The 20,855-nt window shown below is 35.0% G+C and carries 18 protein-coding genes and 2 pseudogenes; 11 read left to right on the forward strand and 9 right to left on the reverse strand.

Annotated features, from left to right (window positions below; genetic code table 11):
- Position 1: 1 nt before the first annotated feature.
- Together dnaQ and polA are read left to right on the forward strand one after the other, a co-directional pair.
- Positions 2–709: a DNA polymerase III subunit epsilon gene (gene dnaQ, locus BWD121_RS07040; RefSeq protein WP_078663933.1), complete on the forward strand. Its 708-nt coding sequence runs from the start codon at positions 2–4 to the stop codon at positions 707–709.
- 324 nt (positions 710–1,033) lie between these two features.
- The gene (gene polA, locus BWD121_RS07045; protein WP_078663934.1) at positions 1,034–3,940 is read left to right on the forward strand and encodes a DNA polymerase I; all 2,907 of its coding nucleotides are present in this window, start codon (positions 1,034–1,036) and stop codon (positions 3,938–3,940) included.
- Here polA and BWD121_RS07050 read toward each other — a convergent pair.
- The 7 genes from BWD121_RS07050 to ihfB all read right to left on the reverse strand — a co-directional run bounded on the left by BWD121_RS07050 (position 3,937) and on the right by ihfB (position 9,337).
- Positions 3,937–4,815 (reverse strand): endonuclease/exonuclease/phosphatase family protein, encoded by an 879-nt coding sequence (locus tag BWD121_RS07050; RefSeq protein WP_078663935.1) that lies wholly within the window; start codon positions 4,813–4,815, stop codon positions 3,937–3,939. The genes polA and BWD121_RS07050 overlap by 4 nt on opposite strands.
- 137 nt (positions 4,816–4,952) lie before the next feature.
- Positions 4,953–5,726 (reverse strand): Bax inhibitor-1/YccA family protein, encoded by a 774-nt coding sequence (locus BWD121_RS07055; protein ID WP_078663936.1) that lies wholly within the window; start codon positions 5,724–5,726, stop codon positions 4,953–4,955.
- 546 nt (positions 5,727–6,272) lie between these two features.
- A complete protein-coding gene (gene lspA / locus BWD121_RS07060; RefSeq protein WP_078663937.1) occupies positions 6,273–6,779 on the reverse strand; it encodes a signal peptidase II in 507 nt (168 codons plus the stop codon).
- A gap of 26 nt (positions 6,780–6,805) precedes the next feature.
- Positions 6,806–7,645: an RNA methyltransferase gene (locus BWD121_RS07065; protein ID WP_078663938.1), complete on the reverse strand. Its 840-nt coding sequence runs from the start codon at positions 7,643–7,645 to the stop codon at positions 6,806–6,808.
- A gap of 2 nt (positions 7,646–7,647) precedes the next feature.
- The gene (locus tag BWD121_RS07070; protein WP_078664096.1) at positions 7,648–8,580 is read right to left on the reverse strand and encodes a class I SAM-dependent methyltransferase; all 933 of its coding nucleotides are present in this window, start codon (positions 8,578–8,580) and stop codon (positions 7,648–7,650) included.
- Positions 8,581–8,738: 158 nt separating this feature from the next.
- Entirely contained in the window at positions 8,739–9,050 is a 312-nt protein-coding gene (locus BWD121_RS07075) for a LapA family protein (RefSeq protein WP_078663939.1), read from the reverse strand.
- A gap of 8 nt (positions 9,051–9,058) precedes the next feature.
- Positions 9,059–9,337 carry an integration host factor subunit beta gene (gene ihfB, locus BWD121_RS07080; protein WP_010703183.1) on the reverse strand — a complete coding sequence of 93 codons (279 nt, stop codon included), beginning with the start codon at positions 9,335–9,337 and terminating at the stop codon, positions 9,059–9,061.
- A 191-nt stretch (positions 9,338–9,528) separates the two neighbouring features.
- Between ihfB and lptC the strand changes: the two genes are divergently transcribed.
- The 6 genes and pseudogenes from lptC to rlmN all read left to right on the forward strand — a co-directional run bounded on the left by lptC (position 9,529) and on the right by rlmN (position 15,662).
- Positions 9,529–10,173: an LPS export ABC transporter periplasmic protein LptC gene (gene lptC / locus BWD121_RS07085; RefSeq protein WP_078663940.1), complete on the forward strand. Its 645-nt coding sequence runs from the start codon at positions 9,529–9,531 to the stop codon at positions 10,171–10,173.
- An 83-nt stretch (positions 10,174–10,256) separates the two neighbouring features.
- Positions 10,257–10,856, forward strand: a complete 600-nt coding sequence (locus BWD121_RS07090) for an LptA/OstA family protein (protein ID WP_078663941.1) — start codon at positions 10,257–10,259, stop codon at positions 10,854–10,856.
- A gap of 82 nt (positions 10,857–10,938) precedes the next feature.
- Positions 10,939–11,664, forward strand: a pseudogene (lptB, locus tag BWD121_RS07095) (LPS export ABC transporter ATP-binding protein); the annotation flags it as partial.
- Between the two features lie 892 nt (positions 11,665–12,556).
- A complete protein-coding gene (gene ptsN / locus BWD121_RS07100; protein ID WP_078663943.1) occupies positions 12,557–13,021 on the forward strand; it encodes a PTS IIA-like nitrogen regulatory protein PtsN in 465 nt (154 codons plus the stop codon).
- An 865-nt stretch (positions 13,022–13,886) separates the two neighbouring features.
- On the forward strand, positions 13,887–14,390 hold the full coding sequence (locus tag BWD121_RS07105) for an invasion associated locus B family protein (protein WP_078664097.1): 504 nt from the start codon (positions 13,887–13,889) through the stop codon (positions 14,388–14,390).
- Positions 14,391–14,444: 54 nt separating this feature from the next.
- On the forward strand, positions 14,445–15,662 hold the full coding sequence (rlmN, locus tag BWD121_RS07110; protein ID WP_078663944.1) for a 23S rRNA (adenine(2503)-C(2))-methyltransferase RlmN: 1,218 nt from the start codon (positions 14,445–14,447) through the stop codon (positions 15,660–15,662).
- Positions 15,663–15,669: 7 nt separating this feature from the next.
- On the opposite strand, the gene BWD121_RS07115 is transcribed toward rlmN, so the two are convergent.
- Positions 15,670–16,314, reverse strand: a complete 645-nt coding sequence (locus tag BWD121_RS07115; RefSeq protein ID WP_078663945.1) for a LysE family translocator — start codon at positions 16,312–16,314, stop codon at positions 15,670–15,672.
- A 195-nt stretch (positions 16,315–16,509) separates the two neighbouring features.
- Here BWD121_RS07115 and BWD121_RS08360 point away from each other — a divergent pair.
- The 3 genes and pseudogenes from BWD121_RS08360 to BWD121_RS07130 all read left to right on the forward strand — a co-directional run bounded on the left by BWD121_RS08360 (position 16,510) and on the right by BWD121_RS07130 (position 20,405).
- Positions 16,510–16,827: pseudogene (locus BWD121_RS08360) on the forward strand (argininosuccinate synthase domain-containing protein).
- A 340-nt stretch (positions 16,828–17,167) separates the two neighbouring features.
- Positions 17,168–18,817, forward strand: coding sequence for a lysine--tRNA ligase (locus BWD121_RS07125; protein WP_078663946.1), 1,650 nt, complete (start codon positions 17,168–17,170; stop codon positions 18,815–18,817).
- 10 nt (positions 18,818–18,827) lie between these two features.
- Positions 18,828–20,405 carry a peptide chain release factor 3 gene (locus tag BWD121_RS07130; RefSeq protein WP_078663947.1) on the forward strand — a complete coding sequence of 526 codons (1,578 nt, stop codon included), beginning with the start codon at positions 18,828–18,830 and terminating at the stop codon, positions 20,403–20,405.
- 79 nt (positions 20,406–20,484) lie between these two features.
- Here BWD121_RS07130 and trxA read toward each other — a convergent pair whose 3' ends face one another.
- On the reverse strand, positions 20,485–20,808 hold the full coding sequence (gene trxA / locus BWD121_RS07135) for a thioredoxin (RefSeq protein ID WP_078663948.1): 324 nt from the start codon (positions 20,806–20,808) through the stop codon (positions 20,485–20,487).
- Positions 20,809–20,855 lie beyond the last annotated feature (47 nt).

Raw genomic sequence — 20,855 nt, forward strand, 5'->3', positions numbered from 1 at the left:
AATGCGTGAAATTATTTTTGATACCGAGACAACGGGTTTAGATAAAGACAGCGATCGTATTATTGAAATTGGTTGTGTAGAGATGGTTGATCGTTATCTTACAGGACGTCAATTCCATGTTTATTTAAATCCGCAAGGAGTCATTATCCCTGATGAAGTTGTAGCGATTCATGGATTGACCAATGAACGTTTAAAAAATGAAAAGAAATTTGAAGATATTGCTGATAAGTTTTTAGAATTTATCGATGGTGCAACAATGGTTGCTCATAATGCAAGTTTTGACATAAGCTTTCTTAATGCGGAATTAGGGCGGATCAATAAACCGCTTATCAGTGTTGATAATGTCATTGATACACTAGCTATAGCACGGCAAAAATTCCCTATGGGACCTAATTCTCTTGATGTTTTATGTAAACGTTTTGGAATTGATAATAGTAATCGTGTTCTTCATGGAGCTCTACTTGATGCAGAGATTCTTGCTGATGTTTATATTGAATTAATTGGTGGAAAACAGGGTGTACTTAGTTTTGATAACAATAGTGACCTTGATGAAAATGTTCAAAATGGCAAGAATATTCCCCATACAATTAAAGTTCGTCCCCACGTTTTACCTTCAAGGTTAAGCACACAAGAAAAAAATATGCACGCTGATTTAGTTAGGAAAATAGGCAATAAAGCTTTATGGAATAACTTTAAAATTTACCAATAAAAATTTGAGGCTTTTTTTGAAAAATTATTGAAAATTGGTATCAGATAATACAACTCCTAAAAATATGGCCGTTGTGGGGAGGGGAACACCACAACGACCTTACCGCTACATTGTACCTTAGCTATCATAGAAGGAGTAAAATGAAAGCTATCATATCCTATAATAACAAAGAAAAGCTCTCGGTACTAATAAAATGCAACGGCTTTATACCTTATAAAAACAAAAAAATGGCTTTTCAGAGGCAACTCTATAAATTTTGAAATGAGATCGAAAAAAATATAAAAATAAATTTGTTTTGCTCTAAAATAAAGAAATGAAACTATCATGGAAACAAAAGATCATTTATTTTTAGTTGATGGATCAGGTTACATTTTTCGTGCTTATCACGCTTTACCACCCTTAAAACGTAAAAAAGATGGGCTTCCTGTAGGGGCTGTAGCCGGTTTTTGCAACATGTTATGGAAGTTACTTTGTGATGCTCGCAATACAGCTGTTGGTATTGTGCCAACCCATTTTGCTGTTATTTTTGATTATTCGTCTGATACATTTCGTAAACAAATTTATCCTCAATATAAAGCCAATCGTGTAGCTCCTCCTGAAGACCTTATTCCTCAATTTGCTCTAATACGACAAGCTACAAAAGCTTTTAATTTACCTTGCATTGAAAAAAAAGGATTTGAAGCAGATGATTTAATTGCAACCTATGCACGATTGGCAACTCAGGCGGGAGCAAAAACAACAATTATTTCCTCGGATAAAGATTTAATGCAATTGGTAAATAGGTATGTGTCTTTATATGATGGAATGAAAGATAAACATATCGGTGTTTCTGAAGTCATAGAAAAATGGGGCGTAACGCCTGAAAAAATGATTGATTTGCAAGCTTTAGTTGGAGATCCCACAGATAATATTCCAGGGGTTCCAGGTATTGGTCCTAAGATCGCGGCACAATTATTAAATCAATTTGGTACTCTGGATTTCTTATTGCAACATGTAGAAGAAATTAAACAAGCAAAACGACGTGAAAATATTCAAGCTTATAGAGAGCAAACAAAGATTTCTCGTGAATTAGTAAAGCTTAAAACAGATGTGCCTATAGACAATAATTTAGATGATTTCATTTTAGAACCACAAGATGGCCCACGTTTAATTGCTTTTTTAAAAGCTATGGAGTTTACAACGTTAACGCGTCGTGTAGCAGAAGCAACAGCATGTGATGCAGAGGTTATTGATGCACTTGATGTAGATATTGAGTGGACGCAAAATATTCACGGACCTGACTTGGATAGTGAGGAAGCTGGTCCACTATTAACCCATGATTCTTATAAAAATTCACCACAGATTTTGGCACAGAAACGTAAAGATCAGGCTCTTGTCCAAAAAAATGTAGGAGACTCTTATAAAACCATTCTTGATGAGAAAAATTTAAGAGAATGGTTATTGGAAGCACAAGAGCAAAGTTATTTTGCTTTTAACATAGAAACAACCTCACCAGATCCTATACAAGCGAAAATTATTGGTTTTTCGTTAGCATTACAGCCAGAAAAAGCAGCTTATATACCACTAGAACACACTGAAGGAGCGTGCGACCTTTTAGGAGGTGGGCGTGTAGTCACACAAATTGAAACACAGAAGGTTTTAGCGCTTTTAAAACCAATATTAGAAGATCAAGCTGTATTAAAAATTGGCTATAATATGAAATATAATTGGTTGATTATGAAACAATACGGCATTGTAACACAATCTTTTGATGATATAATGCTCATATCATATGCTTTAGATGCTGGAACTTCGACTCATGATAGGAATATTTTGTCTGAACGATGGCTTAAGCATAAACCAATTGCTTACAAGGACTTAACACATAACGGGAAAAAAATTACCTCTTTTACACAAGTAGATTTAAAACAGGCAACCTTTTATGCAGCAGAAAGCGCCGATATAACGCTACGGTTATGGCAAGTTTTAAAACAACAACTTGTTGCACAAGGAGTAACGAAAATTTATGAACGTCTTGATCGACCACTAATAGAAGTTCTTGCAAAAATGGAAGAACGAGGAATTCTGGTTGATAGACAAATTCTTTCACGTCTTTCATGTGAATTAGCGCAGGCTTCCCTTTCTCTGGAAGAGGAAATTTACCAATTGGTTGGTGAACGATTTAATATTGCTTCACCAAAACAATTAAGTGATATTCTTTTTGGTAAAATGGGTTTACCTGGGGGTGTTAAGACCAAAAATGGTCAATGGTCAACCTCTGCACAAATTTTAGAAGAATTAGCTGCTGAAGGTCATACTTTACCACGTAAAATCGTTGATTGGCGCCAACTTACAAAATTAAAATCCACTTATACAGATGCTTTACCTTATTACATTTTACCTGAGACAGGACGTGTTCACACTAATTATTCTTTAGCAACAACATCAACTGGACGATTATCTTCATCAGAGCCCAATCTGCAAAATATTCCAATACGAACACCAGAAGGGCGTAAAATTCGAACAGCTTTTATTGCTCCAAAGGGATGTGTACTATTATCGGCCGACTATAGTCAGATTGAATTGCGCATTCTTGCACATATCGCTAATATCACTGCATTGAAAGAGGCGTTTGCACAAGATCAAGATATTCACGCTATAACCGCATCGCAAATATTTGGAGTTGCAGTAGAAGGAATGCCCTCAGATATACGCCGACGTGCAAAGGCGATTAATTTTGGTATTATTTACGGTATTTCAGCTTTTGGATTGGCAAACCAATTAAGTATTTCACGAAATGAGGCAAGTCGCTATATCGATATTTATTTTGAAAGATTTCCAGGAATTAAAGATTATATGGAAAAGACTAAATCATTTGCGCGCCAACATGGTTATGTAGAAACAATTTTTGGACGTCGTATTCATTACCCTGAAATAAAAGCGACGAATTCACAAATCCGCACTTTCAATGAAAGAGCTGCTATCAACGCACCAATTCAAGGATCGGCTGCAGATATCATTCGCCGTGCTATGATCCAAATGGAAGGTGCTTTAAAAAAAGAAAAACTGTCAGCAAAAATGCTACTACAGGTTCACGACGAACTGATTTTTGAAGTGCCAGAAACTGAAAGTGAAAAAACAAAAATCCTTGTTACAAAGGTAATGGAAAATGCTGCAATGCCTGCATTATCTTTGTCTGTCCCTCTTAAAGTAAAAGTCACTGCTGCTCAAAACTGGAATGAGGCACATTAGTTTTTTTCGCTTATTTGGTCTTTAAACGTCGTCATTACATTGGCAAGATTAAGATGAGCTTTAATTGGTAAGTGATCTGATGCAACACGTGCTAGTGGAGAATAATGACTTTCAATTTTTGTTACCAAATGGGGAGGAAAAGCAAAAATTCTATCAAGAGCTAGAAAAGGAAAGCGAGAAGGAAAACTTGGTACAGTTCCTAGTGTGATATCAAAATAAGGGAAAAAATGATTTAATGACGATTTTTTCCCTACTCGCCATTCATTAAAATCACCAATAACTAATGTGGGCATAAAAGAGCGTTTTTGCAAAAGTGCAAGGAGCATTTTTACTTGCTGATTGCGAGAGTGGCGTAACAAGCCAAAATGAGCTGCGATAATGCGAATAAAACCTGTCTCCATTTCTAATTCTGCCATTATAGCACCTCGTGGTTCAATACCAGGTAGGGAGATTTGTAAAACATCATGCACCCTCCCTTGACGCACAAAAAGAGCATTACCATGCCAACCATGGCCATTGGGTGACATGGTATTCAAAGGCACAGGAATCAAATTTGTTTCAGCTTTTAACAATTTAAGATCAATCAAACCAATGCGTTCACCAAAACGTTTATCCGCTTCTTGGAGCGCGAGAATATCAGCTTGTAATTCTGCAATAACACGTACAATGCGAGTAGGGTTGAAAACTTTATCAACACCTACACATTTATGAACATTATAAGAAGCAACAACAAGATCATAATCGTTATCACAATTAACGGTATTTGGTCGCTGACCAGAACGATTACGAATAACACTTAAAAGAGGTTTATGAAGCTTTTGCTGGATAAATGCGGTGGGCCAGCGAAATTTTGGTTTATGAGGCTTCTTTATCATTTTATGTTTGAGTTAATGTTGTTCAGTACACGTAAATATAATGCCAAAGGATTAGAAAATACGAACTTATATTAAAAACAAAAAAGCCCTGTTTCTTGTGTGAAACAAGGCTTTTCAATAAAACAATAACTGTATAGTTAATTGCGATTTGAACCCAAAAATTGCAGCAAGAAAACAAACATATTAATGAAATCAAGATAGAGATTTAACGCACCCATAATAATTTTACGACCACGAGTGTCATCTGCATCACCTTCATAATACATTAATTTGATAGTTTGTGTATTATAAGCTGTTAAACCCGCAAAAACGAGAACGCCAATTACTGAAATAGCAAATTGCAAGGCGCTTGATCCCAGAAAAATATTAACGATCATAGCAAGTAGCAGGCCGATCAACCCCATAAACAAGAAAGATCCCATTGCTGTAAGATCACGTTTTGTGGTGTAGCCGTAAAGCGAAAGAGAGCCAAAAGCTGCAGAAGTGATAACGAAGGTCTGCACAATACTTTCAGGTGTGTAACGCAAAATAATTGATGACAATGAAAGACCAACGAGCGCTGCATAACCAAAAAAGAGACTACGAGCAGCATTGGTACTAAGCGTATTGATTTTAAAACTAAGAAATAATACAGCAACAAGCGGTGAAAACATAACGACATAAGATAGAGGTGACGTATAAAATGTCACTCCAAATGATGTTAAATAAACGCTACCATTAATTTGTGCAACCGCTTGATTTATATCTGCTGTTGTGGCCAATAATGCAATTATATAAGCAGCAGAAGCTGTAATAAGTAAACCAATGGCCATTGTGTTATAGACGCCCAGCATATAACTGCGCAATCCTTGATCGATTGATGCATCGGCATGAGAAACAGACGCCGAACGTAAATTTTTGAAATCAGCCATAATAAAAAGTCCTTTAGCATATGTTCCATCACGAGTTGGGATTAAAAGGTAAAAATTCCTTTTAATAACGTTATATAAGCTATTATTAAGCTCATATAAACAACCCTAAACGCTGCTGGTAAAATCCAGCATACGCTTCTTCTATTATGGAGATTTATTTAAAAATTACAAGAGACTTTTATTGAAAGGAAAACTTACAAATTCGTAATGAAAGAGCACATTTTAATGGGAAATATTTAATCTCTTCAATAATATTTAAAAAGATTAGATAATCTATTTTGTCGGTAGCTAGAATAAACAACTTTTTCGAATAAACCTGAAAAGAATTAGCTATATTCAGTAGTATTTATTAATGCGCATAATTTCAAAAATTTAATTAAATACTTTGTTTTTTTAATGAATACTAAAAATTTTTCTATTTTGGGTGATTAAGAAGAATTCAAAATGGAGTACTATCCAAGCCAATTTTATACCGTCAATATTAAAGGGTAAAATAAGAGGTTATATTTATGGCAGAAATAGCTTCATAAGTAATGAAATAATACATTATTTTATAGAAGTATCATTATTGGTATAATGTTTTTTTCGAAGCAAAATACGAAATTCATCGATTAACACGGCAATGGATCCAAGTGTTATGAAAGTATCAGCAAGATTGAAAATAGCAAAAGAAAAGATGCCATCAATGTGGAATGATATATAATCAGTAACATAATGGACACGAACACGATCAATAAGATTTCCAATTGCTCCACCAAGGATCAAAACAATACCAAAGTGTGTTAAAATTTTATCATGCTCGATATTTTTCCAAAACCATAGAAGGAAAATGATAATAATGAGCGTAAAAGCAATGAGTCCCCAATGGGAAAAAGAAGAAAGAAATGAAAATGCAATGCCAGAGTTGCGTACATGGTAAAGCGAAATAAAAGGAAGAAGCGGAATTTTTGTTTCTAAAGGTATGGTCTGTACAACCCAAAATTTTATTGCTTGATCAAGTAGAATTGTAATAAACAGACCAGAAAAAAGGAAGGATAATGACTTGTGTGTCATATTTTGACCTCACATGAGCTCAAGTGTTAAATTGTGGGTTCAAGTGTTAAATAAGGACGACGAATTTCATAAAGCATAACAGCTGTAGCTATAGCCAAATTAAGTGAATCGGCACGTCCATTTTGCGGAATGCGCACCAGTTGATCACAGCGATTAGCAAGGACATCTGGAAGACCTTGTTGTTCATTTCCCATTAAAAGTATAATAGGACCTTTTTTAAAATCAACGCTGCGATAGTCAACAGATGTTTTAAGATGTGTCCCAACAATGATACCCTTAAAGCGTGTAGACCAATTCAAAAAGGCGCTTTCACTAAAACGGTAAAGTGGCACAGAAAAAATTGATCCCATTGTTGCGCGTACTGTTTCGGGTGAAAAAGGATCTGTCGTTTCGCCAATTAACATAATCCCTTTTGCTCCCACTGCATCTGCAGTGCGGATAATGGTACCAAGATTTCCAGGATCACGTACACGATCAAGCGCGATATAGACATCTTGAGTTAGTCCTTTTATCATTTCAATAGGGTGCCACTGTTGTTTGAAAATGCCAACAACTGTTTGCGGATTATCACGCCGGGTAATAGATTCCATAACTTTTTGTGAAGCTTTAATGACAAAACCACCATGAGCTACGGTATGTGCAGCAATATTTTCAATGATGCTGTTACCAACTTTATTTTTAGATAAAATGAGTGTTTGGATTGCCCAGCCAAGATTTAAAGCATCAATCACCAGTTTAAGCCCTTCTGCCATGAAGACTCCATCTCGATTGCGGTTCTTCTTTTGATTGAGTGCTTTAAGGCTTTTAATAATAGGATTGCTAAGAGAAGTAATTTCTTTAACTTGACCTGTTTTTTGTGTATCCATATTCAAGCAATCCAACGGCTAAAAAGAGAAGTAGAAAGAGCGCGTCCAGCAATTTCTTCACGCAAAATTAGTTCTCCTGATTCAATTGTACCCCCAAAATTTATGAATTCGTCACGCATTAAGGTATGAAGTGCATAAAAGGAAGCACGAATAGTATAGGCTGTAAGTACGATGGATAATGGTTTGTCAGATAAAAGGTTGCGACAATTTTTAATCATTTCTGGTAAATGATCAAATAATTGCCAAACCTCACCATGAGGTCCACGTCCATAAGCAGGAGGATCAAGAAGAATTATATCGTAGGTTTTTTGACGACGTAATTCGCGTTCAACGAATTTTACAGCATCGTCACAGATCCAGCGAATGGAACGATCTGATAGTCCTGCTCTTTCTTGATTAGCTTTTGCCCAAGTGATAGCTTTTTTAGAAGCATCAACATGGGTGACAGCTGCACCTGCACGTGCACCAATCAAAGAAGCAACGCCTGTGTAACCAAAAAGATTGAGCAATTTGATAGGGCGTTTGGCTTGAATAATTTGTTCTTCTATCAAGCGCCAATGAGCATTTTGTTCGGGAAAAACGCCTACATGACGAAAAGAAGTAAAACGTCCCCAAAAAGGCAAACCATTCCAAAAAAGAGGCCATGTTGCATCAAGTTGTTTTTTTGGAAAATGCCAGCGACCAATACCTTCTTCATCTCGATTGCCTTTGAAAATAGCATCAACATTAGTCCAATTTTCTTTTGGTAGAGCGGGTTTCCATAGCGCTTGACCTTCCGGTCGGATAATATGGTAAGAGCCGTAACGTTCTAATTTTCGTCCATTACCGGAGTCAATTAAGGCATAGTCTGCACTGGGACTTGTTTCTAAAATAAGAGGTATTTTTTCTTGCGGGTATACACCATTGAAATGTGTTTGAAAGCATTTTGCAGACATATTTGGTGTCATAGTACTTTCTTTGCAAGAAGATTTATTATGAAAAACTATAGAATTTTTTGCTAGAACAATGTGAAAGTCTGAAATTAATTAAACATTATAAAAAACGCAAGAATACCTTTAAGATTTATTGTCAAACACAATAAGGGTGAAATTCATCAAGGCGTCGTTATATTAAGATTTTTAACAATCGACGTCTTTAATTTCTCAAGCTCTGCTTTACTTTTTTTAAGAGCTTTACGATATTGACGTTGTATAAGCCAATGCACTGCGCTACTCAACAAAATGCCAAGAGCAAGAAAAATAAAAAGCCAAACAAAAAAGGGAGCTTGATAAGTAAAATTTTCAGAATTAGTTCGAAAAGGATCAAGCGTCAAAGTAACAATTTGACGATTAGCTACAGTAAAAGCAATCAAAAAAATTGTAAGAGGCACTAAAATAATTGCCAAAAGAATACGTTTGGTTGTCATTAGTTTACTCATTTATTCAGTCGATCCCGCAAATCTTTACCTGTCTTGAAGAAAGGAACCCATTTTTTTTCAACTACAACGGTTTCACCTGTACGTGGATTACGACCATTGCGCGCTGAACGACTTTTGACGGCAAAAGCTCCAAAACCACGAAGTTCAATACGGTCACCATTAATGAGCGCTGTTGAGATTTCTTCGAAAACAGCATTTACAATATTTTCTACATCACGCTGAAGAAGATGTGGGTTATAACGAGCAATAATTTGTATGAGCTCTGATTTGATCAAAATAGCCTCTCTATTTACACAAAAAAGATTATATTTTACCAATTACGCATTCCATATGTGCGTGTTGCACATATAGATTAATAAAAACAGAATAAAACTAAGAGCAGTCAGATTGCAAGAAGCAAATTAAAAATACATATTAAGAGATGCTACAAATTGAAAAAAGTAGAGTATTTGAGAGATAAACAAATATGACTATGCACAATTACCGTGAAGATTTTTCAATAAAATCATCTTCTGATGATATTTTTAAAAAAGCATATCATCATTCGTGTCGAATCCGTTTGTTAAAAATCTTTTTACCTCTCGTGGCATTAATTATAGCGCTGGTTTTTTCTTGGTTTATATTTTTTTCTCTTTATGCTTCCTCTGGTAATGTGGTTTTAAAAAGTGAAGATGATGAGATAGTAAAATTGATAATGGTCAATCCAAGATTAGAAAGCTATACGAATTCTCACAAGCTTTATTGGTTTGAAGCACAAGAAGTTTTTCAAGATTCTATACGTTCTGAAGTAATTGGATTACAAGGTATTATAGCTGAGATACCTTCAGGCAAATTGGGGCCAGCTTTTCTCCAGGCACAAAGTGGAACTTATGATCATATTAATAATCATTTACAATTAGATAAGCCATTTACAATCAAAACACAGGACAATATGGTCGCACAATTTATAGCTGCTGATATCGATTTATCTGAAGGACAATTGAAGACCGATCAATATGTACATATTAAACGTGCAGGCTTATCTCTTAAAGCAAATGCTTTGCAAATTCGTGAAAAAGGGCAAAAGATATATTTTCAAGGTGATGTGCATTTAGTGATTGACAAGCAATAAATTAAAGCCAACACGAATCTTTAAATGATGTTTATGGAAGATAAATCTATACATAAACAAATGGGAAAATTGAGGATAATTAAGTGCAGCCAAGAACATCATATAAAAAACAAATGAGGTTATATTTGGCTTTAATCGTAGGAACATTAGGATTGACAGTGGTTTTGGGACATGCTGAGGAGACCCATTTTGGGATTAATTTATCAAATAGTAAAGAGCCCATAGAATTGCATGCAGATTCCTTAGAAATACGCGATAAAGAAGAGATTGCTATTTTTAGTGGCAATGTTTCAATTGTTCAAGGTGAGCGGCTGATGCAAACATCACAGTTAATTGTTTATTATGATAAAACACATAAAACAATTGGTGAAAATAAGAAAAGTGTGGAATCAATATCGCCTGTTGGTTTTGATGTAACAGGTATTAAGAAAATGGAAGCATCGGGAAAAGTTTATATTAAAATAGCTTCGCAAATTGCTACCGGTGATAAAGGTATTTTTGATGGACAATCAAATAGGATGATCTTGACAGGTAATAAAGTTGTCTTGAAAGATAATAATAATGTTGCGACAGGGTGCAAGTTAACAGTACATATGGAAAGTGGAAAAGCTTTTCTCGAAGGTTGTCAGGTGTTTGAGAAAAAGAATCGTGCTTCAATCATTTTAAAATCAAGTCAAAGATAGCTATTAAGATTTTATGTTTAAAATCAAAAAAACAAAACAAACAACTAGATATGATTTTGCAAGTGAAGCTTTAAAACAACCTTTAAAAGGAACTTTAGTTGCGCGTCATTTAGTTAAAGCTTATCGAGGAAGGCAGGTTGTCAAAGATGTTTCTTTTAATGTCTGCACCGGTGAAGCTGTAGGTATTTTAGGCCCTAATGGTGCTGGTAAAACTACTTGTTTTTATATGGTTACAGGTTTAGTTGAAGCCGATGGGGGAACAATTGAAATTAATGGGTTTAATGTCACCCATATGCCAATGTATCAACGTGCGCGTTTGGGTATTGGATATTTACCACAAGAAGCATCTATTTTTCGCGGTCTTTCAGTAGAAAATAACATTAAAGCTGTTTTGGAAGTGATCGAAAAAGATCGCTTTAAACGTCGTGAAGAATTGGATGCACTTTTATGTGAATTCAAAATTGATCATTTACGCAAAACACCAGCAATTTCTTTATCTGGGGGTGAACGACGGCGACTTGAAATCGCACGTGCTTTAGCTTCACGCCCGAATTTTATGTTGCTTGATGAGCCATTTGCAGGAATTGACCCTATTGCTATTTCTGATATCCAACGACTCGTTCATCATTTAACTCAACGTGGTATCGGTGTTTTGATAACCGATCATAATGTGCGTGAAACATTAAATCTTGTTGATCGCGCTTATATTATTCATGAAGGACAGGTATTAATTGATGGTTGTCCGAACGATATTATCAATAATGCTGATGTCCGCAGAATTTATTTGGGCAATCAGTTTTCTCTTTGATTATTTTAATGTGCTGTAGAAGATCAAATTAAATTTAAAAGATCATAACTATAAGGGGCAAGATGCTGCTTTATATCAATTGCATTTTAATAATGCTGATGAGATTTTTTACTAGATAGTCATTTTACTTTACGTATTTCCATTACATAGTTATAAAACTTTCTATTAACATGCATTATTATGATGCTATTTTAATAAAATAAAAAGTCTCGTGATTTGAGTGATTTTTAGGCTCAGAACGAAATAATAAAATTTGTTTTCTTCTTATTTCTTCACTCTGAATGTATTAGTGATTTTATTTCCAAATATTTTAATGACAATGTTACGGTTTATAGTGTAGTTGTCAAATCAAGTTTATGCTATTTTGTTGATTACATTGCACGTTTAAAAATCGCTACATTTTTACATACATCAAACCAATTACAAAATGTACGCACAGCTTTTGATAAAGTGGTTGAATGTATTTTATATAGTTTTATCGTTATCATTAGTTGTTTTAAGTCATACGCTAATACTCCAAATGAAAATACTACTTTAATTCAATATGTATGTGATATTATGGAGCTTATTGTGAGAAAGAAAACGATTTTCTAAAGGTTACAAATCAACTATGACAATTGAAAAGTTAATAGAAATGATGATAACTATTGCTAGTGCAGGAATTAAATTTTGATTGACAAAGTAGTTTTATTTTTGTTTTCCCAATGTTATTGAGAACAGGGTGAGCGTGTTTATCATCAAGCTAATAGTGATATTAAAAAAATTAATTCATAGTTACTATGAAAAAATAGCATACATAAGATATTGACAGAAATCGACAAAAATTCCTAAAAATTAGTACTATTTTGGGGTTTGTAAATAAGTATTCAGGCGTAAAAAAAGGAAATAAATTATGAATTTGAGTGAATTAATTGCACCAGAAGCAATTATTCCGGTGCTTAAAGCAAATTCGAAAAAACAAGTCCTGAAAATTTTAGCTAAGAAAGCTAATGAATTAACAGGCCTTGATGAGCGTATGGTTTTTGATGTTATTTTACAGCGTGAAAAATTGGGATCAACTGGTGTGGGAAATGGCATTGCAATCCCTCATGGGAAATTTCCTAGTATTGATCGAAATATCTGTATCTTTGCTCGTCTTGAACATCCAGTTGATTTTGAAACTTTTGATGATGAACCTATTGATCTTATTTTTCTACTCTTAGCACCAGAGCATGCTGGCACGGATAATTTGAAAGCTTTGTCGCAAATTATGCGCATTTTGCATTATTCTGACGTTGTTGATAAATTACGCAATACACATGATGTTGACGCACTTGATGCTTTATTACTTCAACATTTAACATTAAATGCAGCCTGAAAGACAATATTAGTACATATATGTATTATGGTAGAAGTAATCGAAGACTGAATGTGACATAATTTATGTTAAAGTAATTAATTCAAAAAAGAAAAGATTAATATCCTGCTGGTCTTTTTTGTAAGTATTTCAAAGTTAGAAGGTACATAATATTTGATGATTTTGCGATATTTATTTTGAATAAGCAAAATAAAGAAAAGGCGTAAATAGCATCACACACAACTTTAAAAGTTGGCTTTAATTGATAAGTAATGTGAAGTTTGTTAATTGCTTGAGCTTTAAACGCATTATAGTAAGTGAACATAAAGTGTTTGTATTTGTGTATAGGGCAAAGAATTGATCAATATAGAAACAAAACTGCTCTTGTATTTTTATGCGTGTAGATCCAATTTTTGATATCGATTAATGATAACAACAAGATTTTAAAATTCAAAATTTCCCACAAAAAATATGTTTTTTCAAAGTTGTGTAATAATTCATTTGTATACAGTTTACAATTTGTTGCTTAACGATTTGACAATGTATTTATTTTTTGTTCTATTTTGCAATCAAATTACCAAACAGAGCAGGGTATATTTTTATTTTAAACGGCAAAAATATACTCATTTACGAAAATATAAGTTCCTTATACAAAATTTGACGAAATGAAATCAGAGTGTTGTCTTTTTATTTGGTTATAAATAAAAAAATTATATTCTATAAAAGCCAAAAAGTTACACCAGAATGAAAGGCTTATTTTAATTGGAAGCCTTATTTTATTGTTAAATAATTAACAACAATAATGCTAAATTTTTAGCCAGCCTTTGTTGGGCTTCATTAATAAAAGAATTTTGTTAAAGAGAATAAAGAAGTGAGCTAAATGAAGATGTTAAAAAAGACTTTTATCGCTACGTCTGTGATGATTCTAGCTGCTGCTGGAGCAACATGGGCACAAACACCAAACCGCTTAAATCAATTTGAAGCTTGGGGAGCTTATTCTTATAAATCATCAGAAAATACAGTTTGCTATGTGTTATCAGTACCTTTAAGTGCGCTTCCAACAACTGTTAATCATGGTGATAATTTCTTTTTGGTAACTAAACGTTCTGATTCACCTGTTATATTCGAACCACAATTTATGGCTGGTTATACACTTAAAGAAGGGTCAAAAGTTATTGTAACCGTTGGAGATAAAAATTTTGACTTTTTTACAAAGGATTCATCAGCTTGGTTAGCATCATCGGAGATGGAAAAACAGCTTGTTTCTGCTATGCGTTCAGGTAAAGATATGGTGGTAAAGGCGACTTCAAAACGAGGAACGGATACTACTTACACTTATTCCTTAAAAGGGGTAACAGCTGCATTAAATATGGCGCAAAAATGTCATTAAAGCGCTTATAATTTTAAGAATAGCTATTAAACTGGAAATCAATAGCTATTTTATATGATTTTTCAACCAGGTGGTGCATGTCAAGTGCTTAAAGTAAATGATATTGGGATAAAGGAGGAATCTAAACTATCCTTAATTGGCTTATCGCATGATGAAATGGTGCAAGCTTTAGAGGCAATTGGTGTGCCAAAACATCAAACGCGTATGCGCGTACGTCAACTTTGGCATTGGCTTTATGTGCGTGGTGTTTCACATTTTGATGAAATGTTAAATATTGCTAAGCCAATGCGCAAAATGCTTCAAGATCATTTTTCTATTATGCGTCCGGAAATTGTTGAAGAACAAACATCAAACGATGGTACATGTAAATGGCTTTTGCGTTTCCCAGCGCGTGGTGCTGGAAAGCCTGTTGAAATTGAGACGGTTTATATTCCTGAAGAAGGGCGTGGTACTTTATGTATTTCATCTCAAGTAGGATGTACATTAACCTGCTCTTTTTGTCATACAGGAACACAGACACTTGTTCGTAATTTGACGGCTGAAGAAATTTTGGCGCAATTATTAGTTGCACGTGATCGTTTGGGTGATTTTCCTGAGAAAAGTACACCTGATAGTACAGCCGTTTCAATCGAAGGGCGCAAAGTTACCAATATTGTTATGATGGGTATGGGTGAGCCGCTTTATAATTTTGAAGCGGTCAAAAAAGCTTTATTGATTGCATCTGATGGTGATGGACTTTCTTTATCGAAACGGCGAATCACACTTTCAACAAGTGGAGTAGTTCCTGAAATTATACGAGCCGGAAAAGAAATTGGAGTTATGTTAGCAATCTCTCTCCATGCTGTACATGATACATTACGAGATATATTGGTACCAATCAATAAAAAATATCCGCTTGCTCTGTTAATGGACGCTTGTCGTAATTATCCTGGTCTTTCTAATGCAAAACGAATTACATTTGAATATGTTATGCTGAAAGATGTGAATGATAGTTTGGATGATGCTAAACAATTAGTACAATTGCTTAAAGGTATTCCTGCTAAGATTAATTTGATACCTTTTAATTCTTGGCCGGGAAGTCATTATCAATGTTCTGATTGGGAGCAAATTGAACGTTTTGCTGATGTCATTAATCAAGCAGGTTATGCTTCACCCATTCGAGTGCCGCGTGGTCGCGATATTTTAGCTGCCTGTGGACAGCTAAAATCAGCTTCAGAACGCTTACGTAAATCTGAGCGATTGCACTGCGAAAATACAACTAGGGATAAATAAACTTAATTTAGTGCGCTTTAATGATAAGTAGACGTAAAGCAAGAATAATGAAGATGGCGGCAATAAGCCAATTGAGCATGCGAATGTAAAAAGGGTTTTCCTTTAAACTCGTGGAAAATTTGTTGGCCATAAGAACCAATAAAATTGTAATGGGTAAAGATATAGGAATATAGGAAAGCCCCAAAATAAACAATTTTTGTTTGACCATAGGGTCATTAACATCAATAAATTGAGGTAAGAAAGTCATATTAAAAAGAATAACTTTGGGATTTAAGAGATTAATTCCAACTCCTGCAAGATAATTACGTTTGAGGCTTTGATGTTTTGGTGGGGATGTTTGTTGTAGGGAAAATGTTGAGTTTTTTAACAATGTTTGAAAAGCAAGCCATAGAAGAAAGAAAGCACCAACAATTTTCAGAAGAAAGAAAGCTCTCGGTGAAGTGACAATAAGTGTTGATAGACCAATAGCCACAGCAGTAACTTGAATGGCAAAACCCGTTGCACTACCAAAGGCACACATAATCCCAGCTTTTTTATTTTGTGCAATAGTCCGTCCCACTGAAAGCATTATATCAGGTCCTGGGATAAGCGCTAAAATCAAAGATGTTAGAGCGAATTGTACAAAAATAGGCCATTCAGGGAAAAATGACATTTAAACTTCCTTTATATAAAGAGATTGCTATAATTTAAACTTTCACATACACATTTTTTTTAAGCTTTTCATTCTTTTTTGCATCCTTTTAATACTGTTTAAAGCGAATTTATTTTGATTGCTTGCATGAAGTTAATTTCTGAATAAAAAAAGAAGGAAAATAATGTAGATCTTTAAAGTGAAAAATGGCAAGATATTAAAAAAGTTGTTTTAACTTATTCAGGAGGATTAGATACGTCAATCATTCTTAAATGGTTACAAAACGAACTCGGTGTTAAAGTTGTAACTTTTACAGTTGATTTTGGGTAAGGGGAAGAATTAAAGCATGCACGTTATGCAGATGCAATTTCTCATGGCGCAACAGGAAAAGGGAATGATCAAGTACGTTTTGAACTTTCTACCTATGCTCTTGACCCCAATGTTAAAGTTAAAGATGTTGCTGGCTTTATTAAATTAAACGCTTTACGCTTGCACACATTAGAAATGCATTCATCAAAATTATGGATGAAATAATAAAAAACTGCTTTAATATTTTTTCTGGAAAAAATAACTTTTAGCCAGAATATTTAATAGAGTTTTTTATTACTCACTTTTACCAACAACAGATATGTTATTTGTCTATGTTGTCTTCAATGTGAAAGGGTTTGTTTTCTTTTGGAGTAAGTGTAGTAAGGTAAAGTTTAAAATAACGACACTTAAAAAAGCCAATTAAAGTATAAGGCAAGGCTTATTGTAAAGTAATAAAATGAGATAAAAGAATTTTGCTACTTTTAACTTTGCTGTTATTGACGAATAAATTCAATGACCATACACCATGGTATTAAACAATTTAATTTAAGGATAAAAATTATAAATGCGTGATCAATGTGCGGCCCTTAAGTTTACATCCGAATTAATTGATGCAGCTGCCCAGTCGAAAGCTTGGCCGTTTGAAGAAGCACGTAAAATTATCAAGCGTTATGAAAAAGCAGGTTATCCAGAGAGCGTTTTATTTGAAACAGGTTATGGACCTTCTGGTTTGCCGCATATTGGTACTTTTGGAGAAGTGGCACGCACGACCATGGTACGCCATGCGTTTCATATTTTAACTGAGAATCAAGTTAAAACAAAACTTTTGTGTTTTTCTGATGATATGGATGGTTTGCGCAAAGTTCCTGATAATATACCTAACCGTGAAAAGATGGAGTGTTATCTTGGTCAGCCACTTAGTCGTGTGCCAGATCCTTTTGGGGATGTTTATCCTTCTTTTGGAGCAGCTAACAATGCGCGTTTGTGCACTTTTCTTGATCACTTTGGTTTTGATTATGAATTTGTCAGTTCTACTGATTATTATAACTCTGGCCGTTTTGATGAAGCACTTTTAAAAATACTCGCCTGTTATGACCAGGTTATGGACATTATTCTACCAACATTGGGTGAAGAGCGGCGGGCAACATATTCACTCTTTTTACCTATCTCTCCTGTTTCTGGAAAAGTCTTACAGGTACCAATGATTGACCGTAATGTTGAGAAAGGCACTGTCACTTATATAGAACCTGAAACAGGTGAAACAATTGAAACAGAAATCACACGTGGAAAAGTTAAATGCCAGTGGAAGGTGGATTGGGCAATGCGCTGGAAAGCGCTTGGGGTTGATTATGAAATGGCAGGAAAAGATCTTATCGATTCTGTCACTCTTTCTTCTAAAATTTGCAAAATACTTGATGGTAATCCGCCTGAAGGGTTCAATTATGAGCTTTTTTTAGATGATAAGGGGCAAAAAATTTCCAAATCTAAAGGGAATGGTTTGACTATTGATGAATGGTTGACTTATGCACCAACAGAAAGCCTAGCACTTTATATGTTTTTAAAGCCTAAAACGGCAAAACGACTTTATTTTGATGTCATTCCAAAAGCTGTTGATGAATATTATGCACATCTTTCAGCTTATAATCGTCAGTTGTGGAAAGAACGGCTAAATAACCCCGTATGGCATATCCATAATGGTTGCCCTCCACAGATTAGTTTGCCTGTATCTTTTGCTATGTTATTGAATTTAGTAAGTGCTTCAAATGCTGAAAATAAAGAAGTACTTTGGGGATTTATTTCTCGCTATGCTAAAGGAGCAAATCCGCAAACATACCCAATGCTTGATCAATTAGTGGAATTTGCCATTAAATATTTTGGCATTTTTGTAAAACCAAACAAGAAATTTCGCATACCTGATGAAGATGAACGTTTAACATTGGCTAAAATTGACGAAAAATTAGCCAGCCTTCCAGAAACTGTTGATGAAAATACAATTCAAAATGCGCTTCTTGATGTTGCACGTTTAACCGAGCGTTATCAAGATCATAGCAAAAAAAGCCCTGAAGGGGGTCCTGGTGTTTCGAATGTTTTTTTTCAAATGCTCTATGAAGTCCTTTTAGGGCAAGAACGGGGGCCAAGGTTTGGATCGTTTATTGCACTTTATGGAATTGATAAAATGCGTGCGCTCATTGCTGAAGTGCTTGCACGATTTTAGGGGGGGAATAATGGAAAATAGAGCGCAAGAGGTAAAGCGGCGGCGTACATTTGCGATTATTGCTCACCCTGATGCAGGAAAAACGACATTAACAGAGAAATTGTTACTGTTTGGTGGAGCTATTCAACTTGCTGGTGAGGTGAGAGCAAAAAAAGACCGTATTCAAACTCGTTCTGATTGGATGAAAATTGAACGTGACCGCGGTATTTCGGTTGTAACATCTGTGATGACATTTGAATATGAGGGGCATATTTTTAATTTATTAGATACTCCAGGCCATGCTGATTTTGCCGATGATACATATCGCACTCTCACGGCGGTTGATAGTGCTATCATGGTATTGGATGGTGCACGCGGAATTGAGCCCAGGACATTAAAGCTATTTGAAGTTTGCCGAATGAGGGACATTCCTATTGTTACTTTTGTTAACAAAATGGATCGTGAGGCGCGTGATCCCCTAGAAATTTTGGATGAAATTGAAGAAAAACTTGCTCTTGATACTGCTCCAATCACGTGGCCCATAGGTATAGGTAAAGATTTTAAAGGTACTTTTGATCTTCATCATAATCGTTTTCGTCAACATGATGATGAAGTAACTCCACAAATAGTTTCTGGACCTATTGAGATTTCTAATTTACTATCTGAAAATCAGCGTGCATCTTTTGTTGAAGGAGCAGAATTTGCCCGTAATGCGTGCAAAAATTTTGATTTTCAAGCTTTCTGTGAAGGTCATATGACACCTGTTTATTTTGGTTCAGCTTTACGTAATTTTGGTGTTCGTGATTTAATAAATGCGTTAGTTGATTTTGGTCCAAATCCTCGTGATCAGGTGGCTGATCAGCGCACTGTAATGGCTGTAGAATCCAAAATGACAGGGTTCGTTTTTAAAATTCAAGCTAATATGGATCCTAATCATCGTGATCGGATTGCGTTTTTGCGGGTATGTTCGGGGACGCTTAAGCGTGGTATGAAGACAAAATTAGTTCGGACGGGAAAACCAATAACGCTTTCGACACCGCAATTTTTCTTTGCTCGTTCACGCCAAATTGCTGATCAAGCTTATGCTGGTGATGTAGTCGGAATTCCTAATCACGGAACTTTGCGGATTGGTGATACTCTGACTGAAGGGGAGGATATTCTCTTTAAAGGTTTACCGAATTTTGCACCAGAAATTTTGCGTCGCGTATGTTTGAACGATCCCATGAAAGCAAAAAAGCTTAAAGAAGCTTTGCGGCAAATGGCTGAAGAGGGAGTTGTTCAACTCTTTATTCCTGACGATGGATCACCTGCCCTTATTGGTGTTATTGGTGCTTTGCAAATTGATGTTTTAATAGAAAGACTGAAGGTGGAGTATTCTTTACCCGTGAACTTTGAACCAGCGCGTTTTAATATTTGTCGTTGGATTTTTTCAGATGATAAAGATGAACTTCAAAATTTTCTCACAAACCACCGCTCTGCTATTGCTCATGATTTAGATGGTGATCCGGTTTTTTTAGCAGAAAATCATTTTTCATTGAATTATGAAGCAGAACGAGCCCCAAAAATAAAATTTTCACCTTTTAAAGATTATCAAATCCGTTCTAAATAATAATTTTCAGCAAAGAAAATCGTTTTAAGAAGATAAAGAGCTCTTTAGAACTTTCTTTCTTTATATAAATAAAAAAAATTTAACCAAGCCCTTCTTTAATCCATTCGCAAAGGCGTCCTTTAGAAACGGCACCAACCATATGAGATGAGATATTTCCATTTTTAAACATCAAGAGAGTGGGAATTGAGCGAACTCCATATTGCGTAGCCAGTTCTGGATTTTCATCAATATTAACTTTGACAATTTTCACTTGGCCTTGCATTTCTATTGAAATTTCGTCCAGGATTGGTGCAATCATTTTGCAAGGGCCACACCACTCTGCCCAAAAATCAACTACAACAGGGGTGGAAGAGGTAAGAACTTCATTTTCGAAATTGCTATTATCAGCTTTTATACATGTCATTAATTGAGCCTTTATATATTCTTTTTACATATTAAGAGGACTTCGAT

The organism is Bartonella sp. WD12.1 (assembly GCF_002022415.1).
In the GTDB taxonomy this organism is placed as follows: domain Bacteria; phylum Pseudomonadota; class Alphaproteobacteria; order Rhizobiales; family Rhizobiaceae; genus Bartonella.

Bases quoted from the DNA above. Each gene is read 5' to 3' on its own strand.
- dnaQ (WP_078663933.1), top strand. From the start codon at position 2: ATGCGTGAAATTATTTTTGATACCGAGACAACGGGTTTAGATAAAGAC.
- polA (WP_078663934.1), top strand. From the start codon at position 1,034: ATGGAAACAAAAGATCATTTATTTTTAGTTGATGGATCAGGTTACATT.
- BWD121_RS07050 (WP_078663935.1), bottom strand. From the start codon at position 4,815: ATGATAAAGAAGCCTCATAAACCAAAATTTCGCTGGCCCACCGCATTT.
- BWD121_RS07055 (WP_078663936.1), bottom strand. From the start codon at position 5,726: ATGGCTGATTTCAAAAATTTACGTTCGGCGTCTGTTTCTCATGCCGAT.
- lspA (WP_078663937.1), bottom strand. From the start codon at position 6,779: ATGACACACAAGTCATTATCCTTCCTTTTTTCTGGTCTGTTTATTACA.
- BWD121_RS07065 (WP_078663938.1), bottom strand. From the start codon at position 7,645: ATGGATACACAAAAAACAGGTCAAGTTAAAGAAATTACTTCTCTTAGC.
- BWD121_RS07070 (WP_078664096.1), bottom strand. From the start codon at position 8,580: ATGTCTGCAAAATGCTTTCAAACACATTTCAATGGTGTATACCCGCAA.
- BWD121_RS07075 (WP_078663939.1), bottom strand. From the start codon at position 9,050: ATGACAACCAAACGTATTCTTTTGGCAATTATTTTAGTGCCTCTTACA.
- lptC (WP_078663940.1), top strand. From the start codon at position 9,529: ATGACTATGCACAATTACCGTGAAGATTTTTCAATAAAATCATCTTCT.
- ptsN (WP_078663943.1), top strand. From the start codon at position 12,557: ATGAATTTGAGTGAATTAATTGCACCAGAAGCAATTATTCCGGTGCTT.
- BWD121_RS07105 (WP_078664097.1), top strand. From the start codon at position 13,887: ATGTTAAAAAAGACTTTTATCGCTACGTCTGTGATGATTCTAGCTGCT.
- rlmN (WP_078663944.1), top strand. From the start codon at position 14,445: ATGATTTTTCAACCAGGTGGTGCATGTCAAGTGCTTAAAGTAAATGAT.
- BWD121_RS07115 (WP_078663945.1), bottom strand. From the start codon at position 16,314: ATGTCATTTTTCCCTGAATGGCCTATTTTTGTACAATTCGCTCTAACA.
- BWD121_RS07125 (WP_078663946.1), top strand. From the start codon at position 17,168: ATGCGTGATCAATGTGCGGCCCTTAAGTTTACATCCGAATTAATTGAT.
- BWD121_RS07130 (WP_078663947.1), top strand. From the start codon at position 18,828: ATGGAAAATAGAGCGCAAGAGGTAAAGCGGCGGCGTACATTTGCGATT.
- trxA (WP_078663948.1), bottom strand. From the start codon at position 20,808: ATGACATGTATAAAAGCTGATAATAGCAATTTCGAAAATGAAGTTCTT.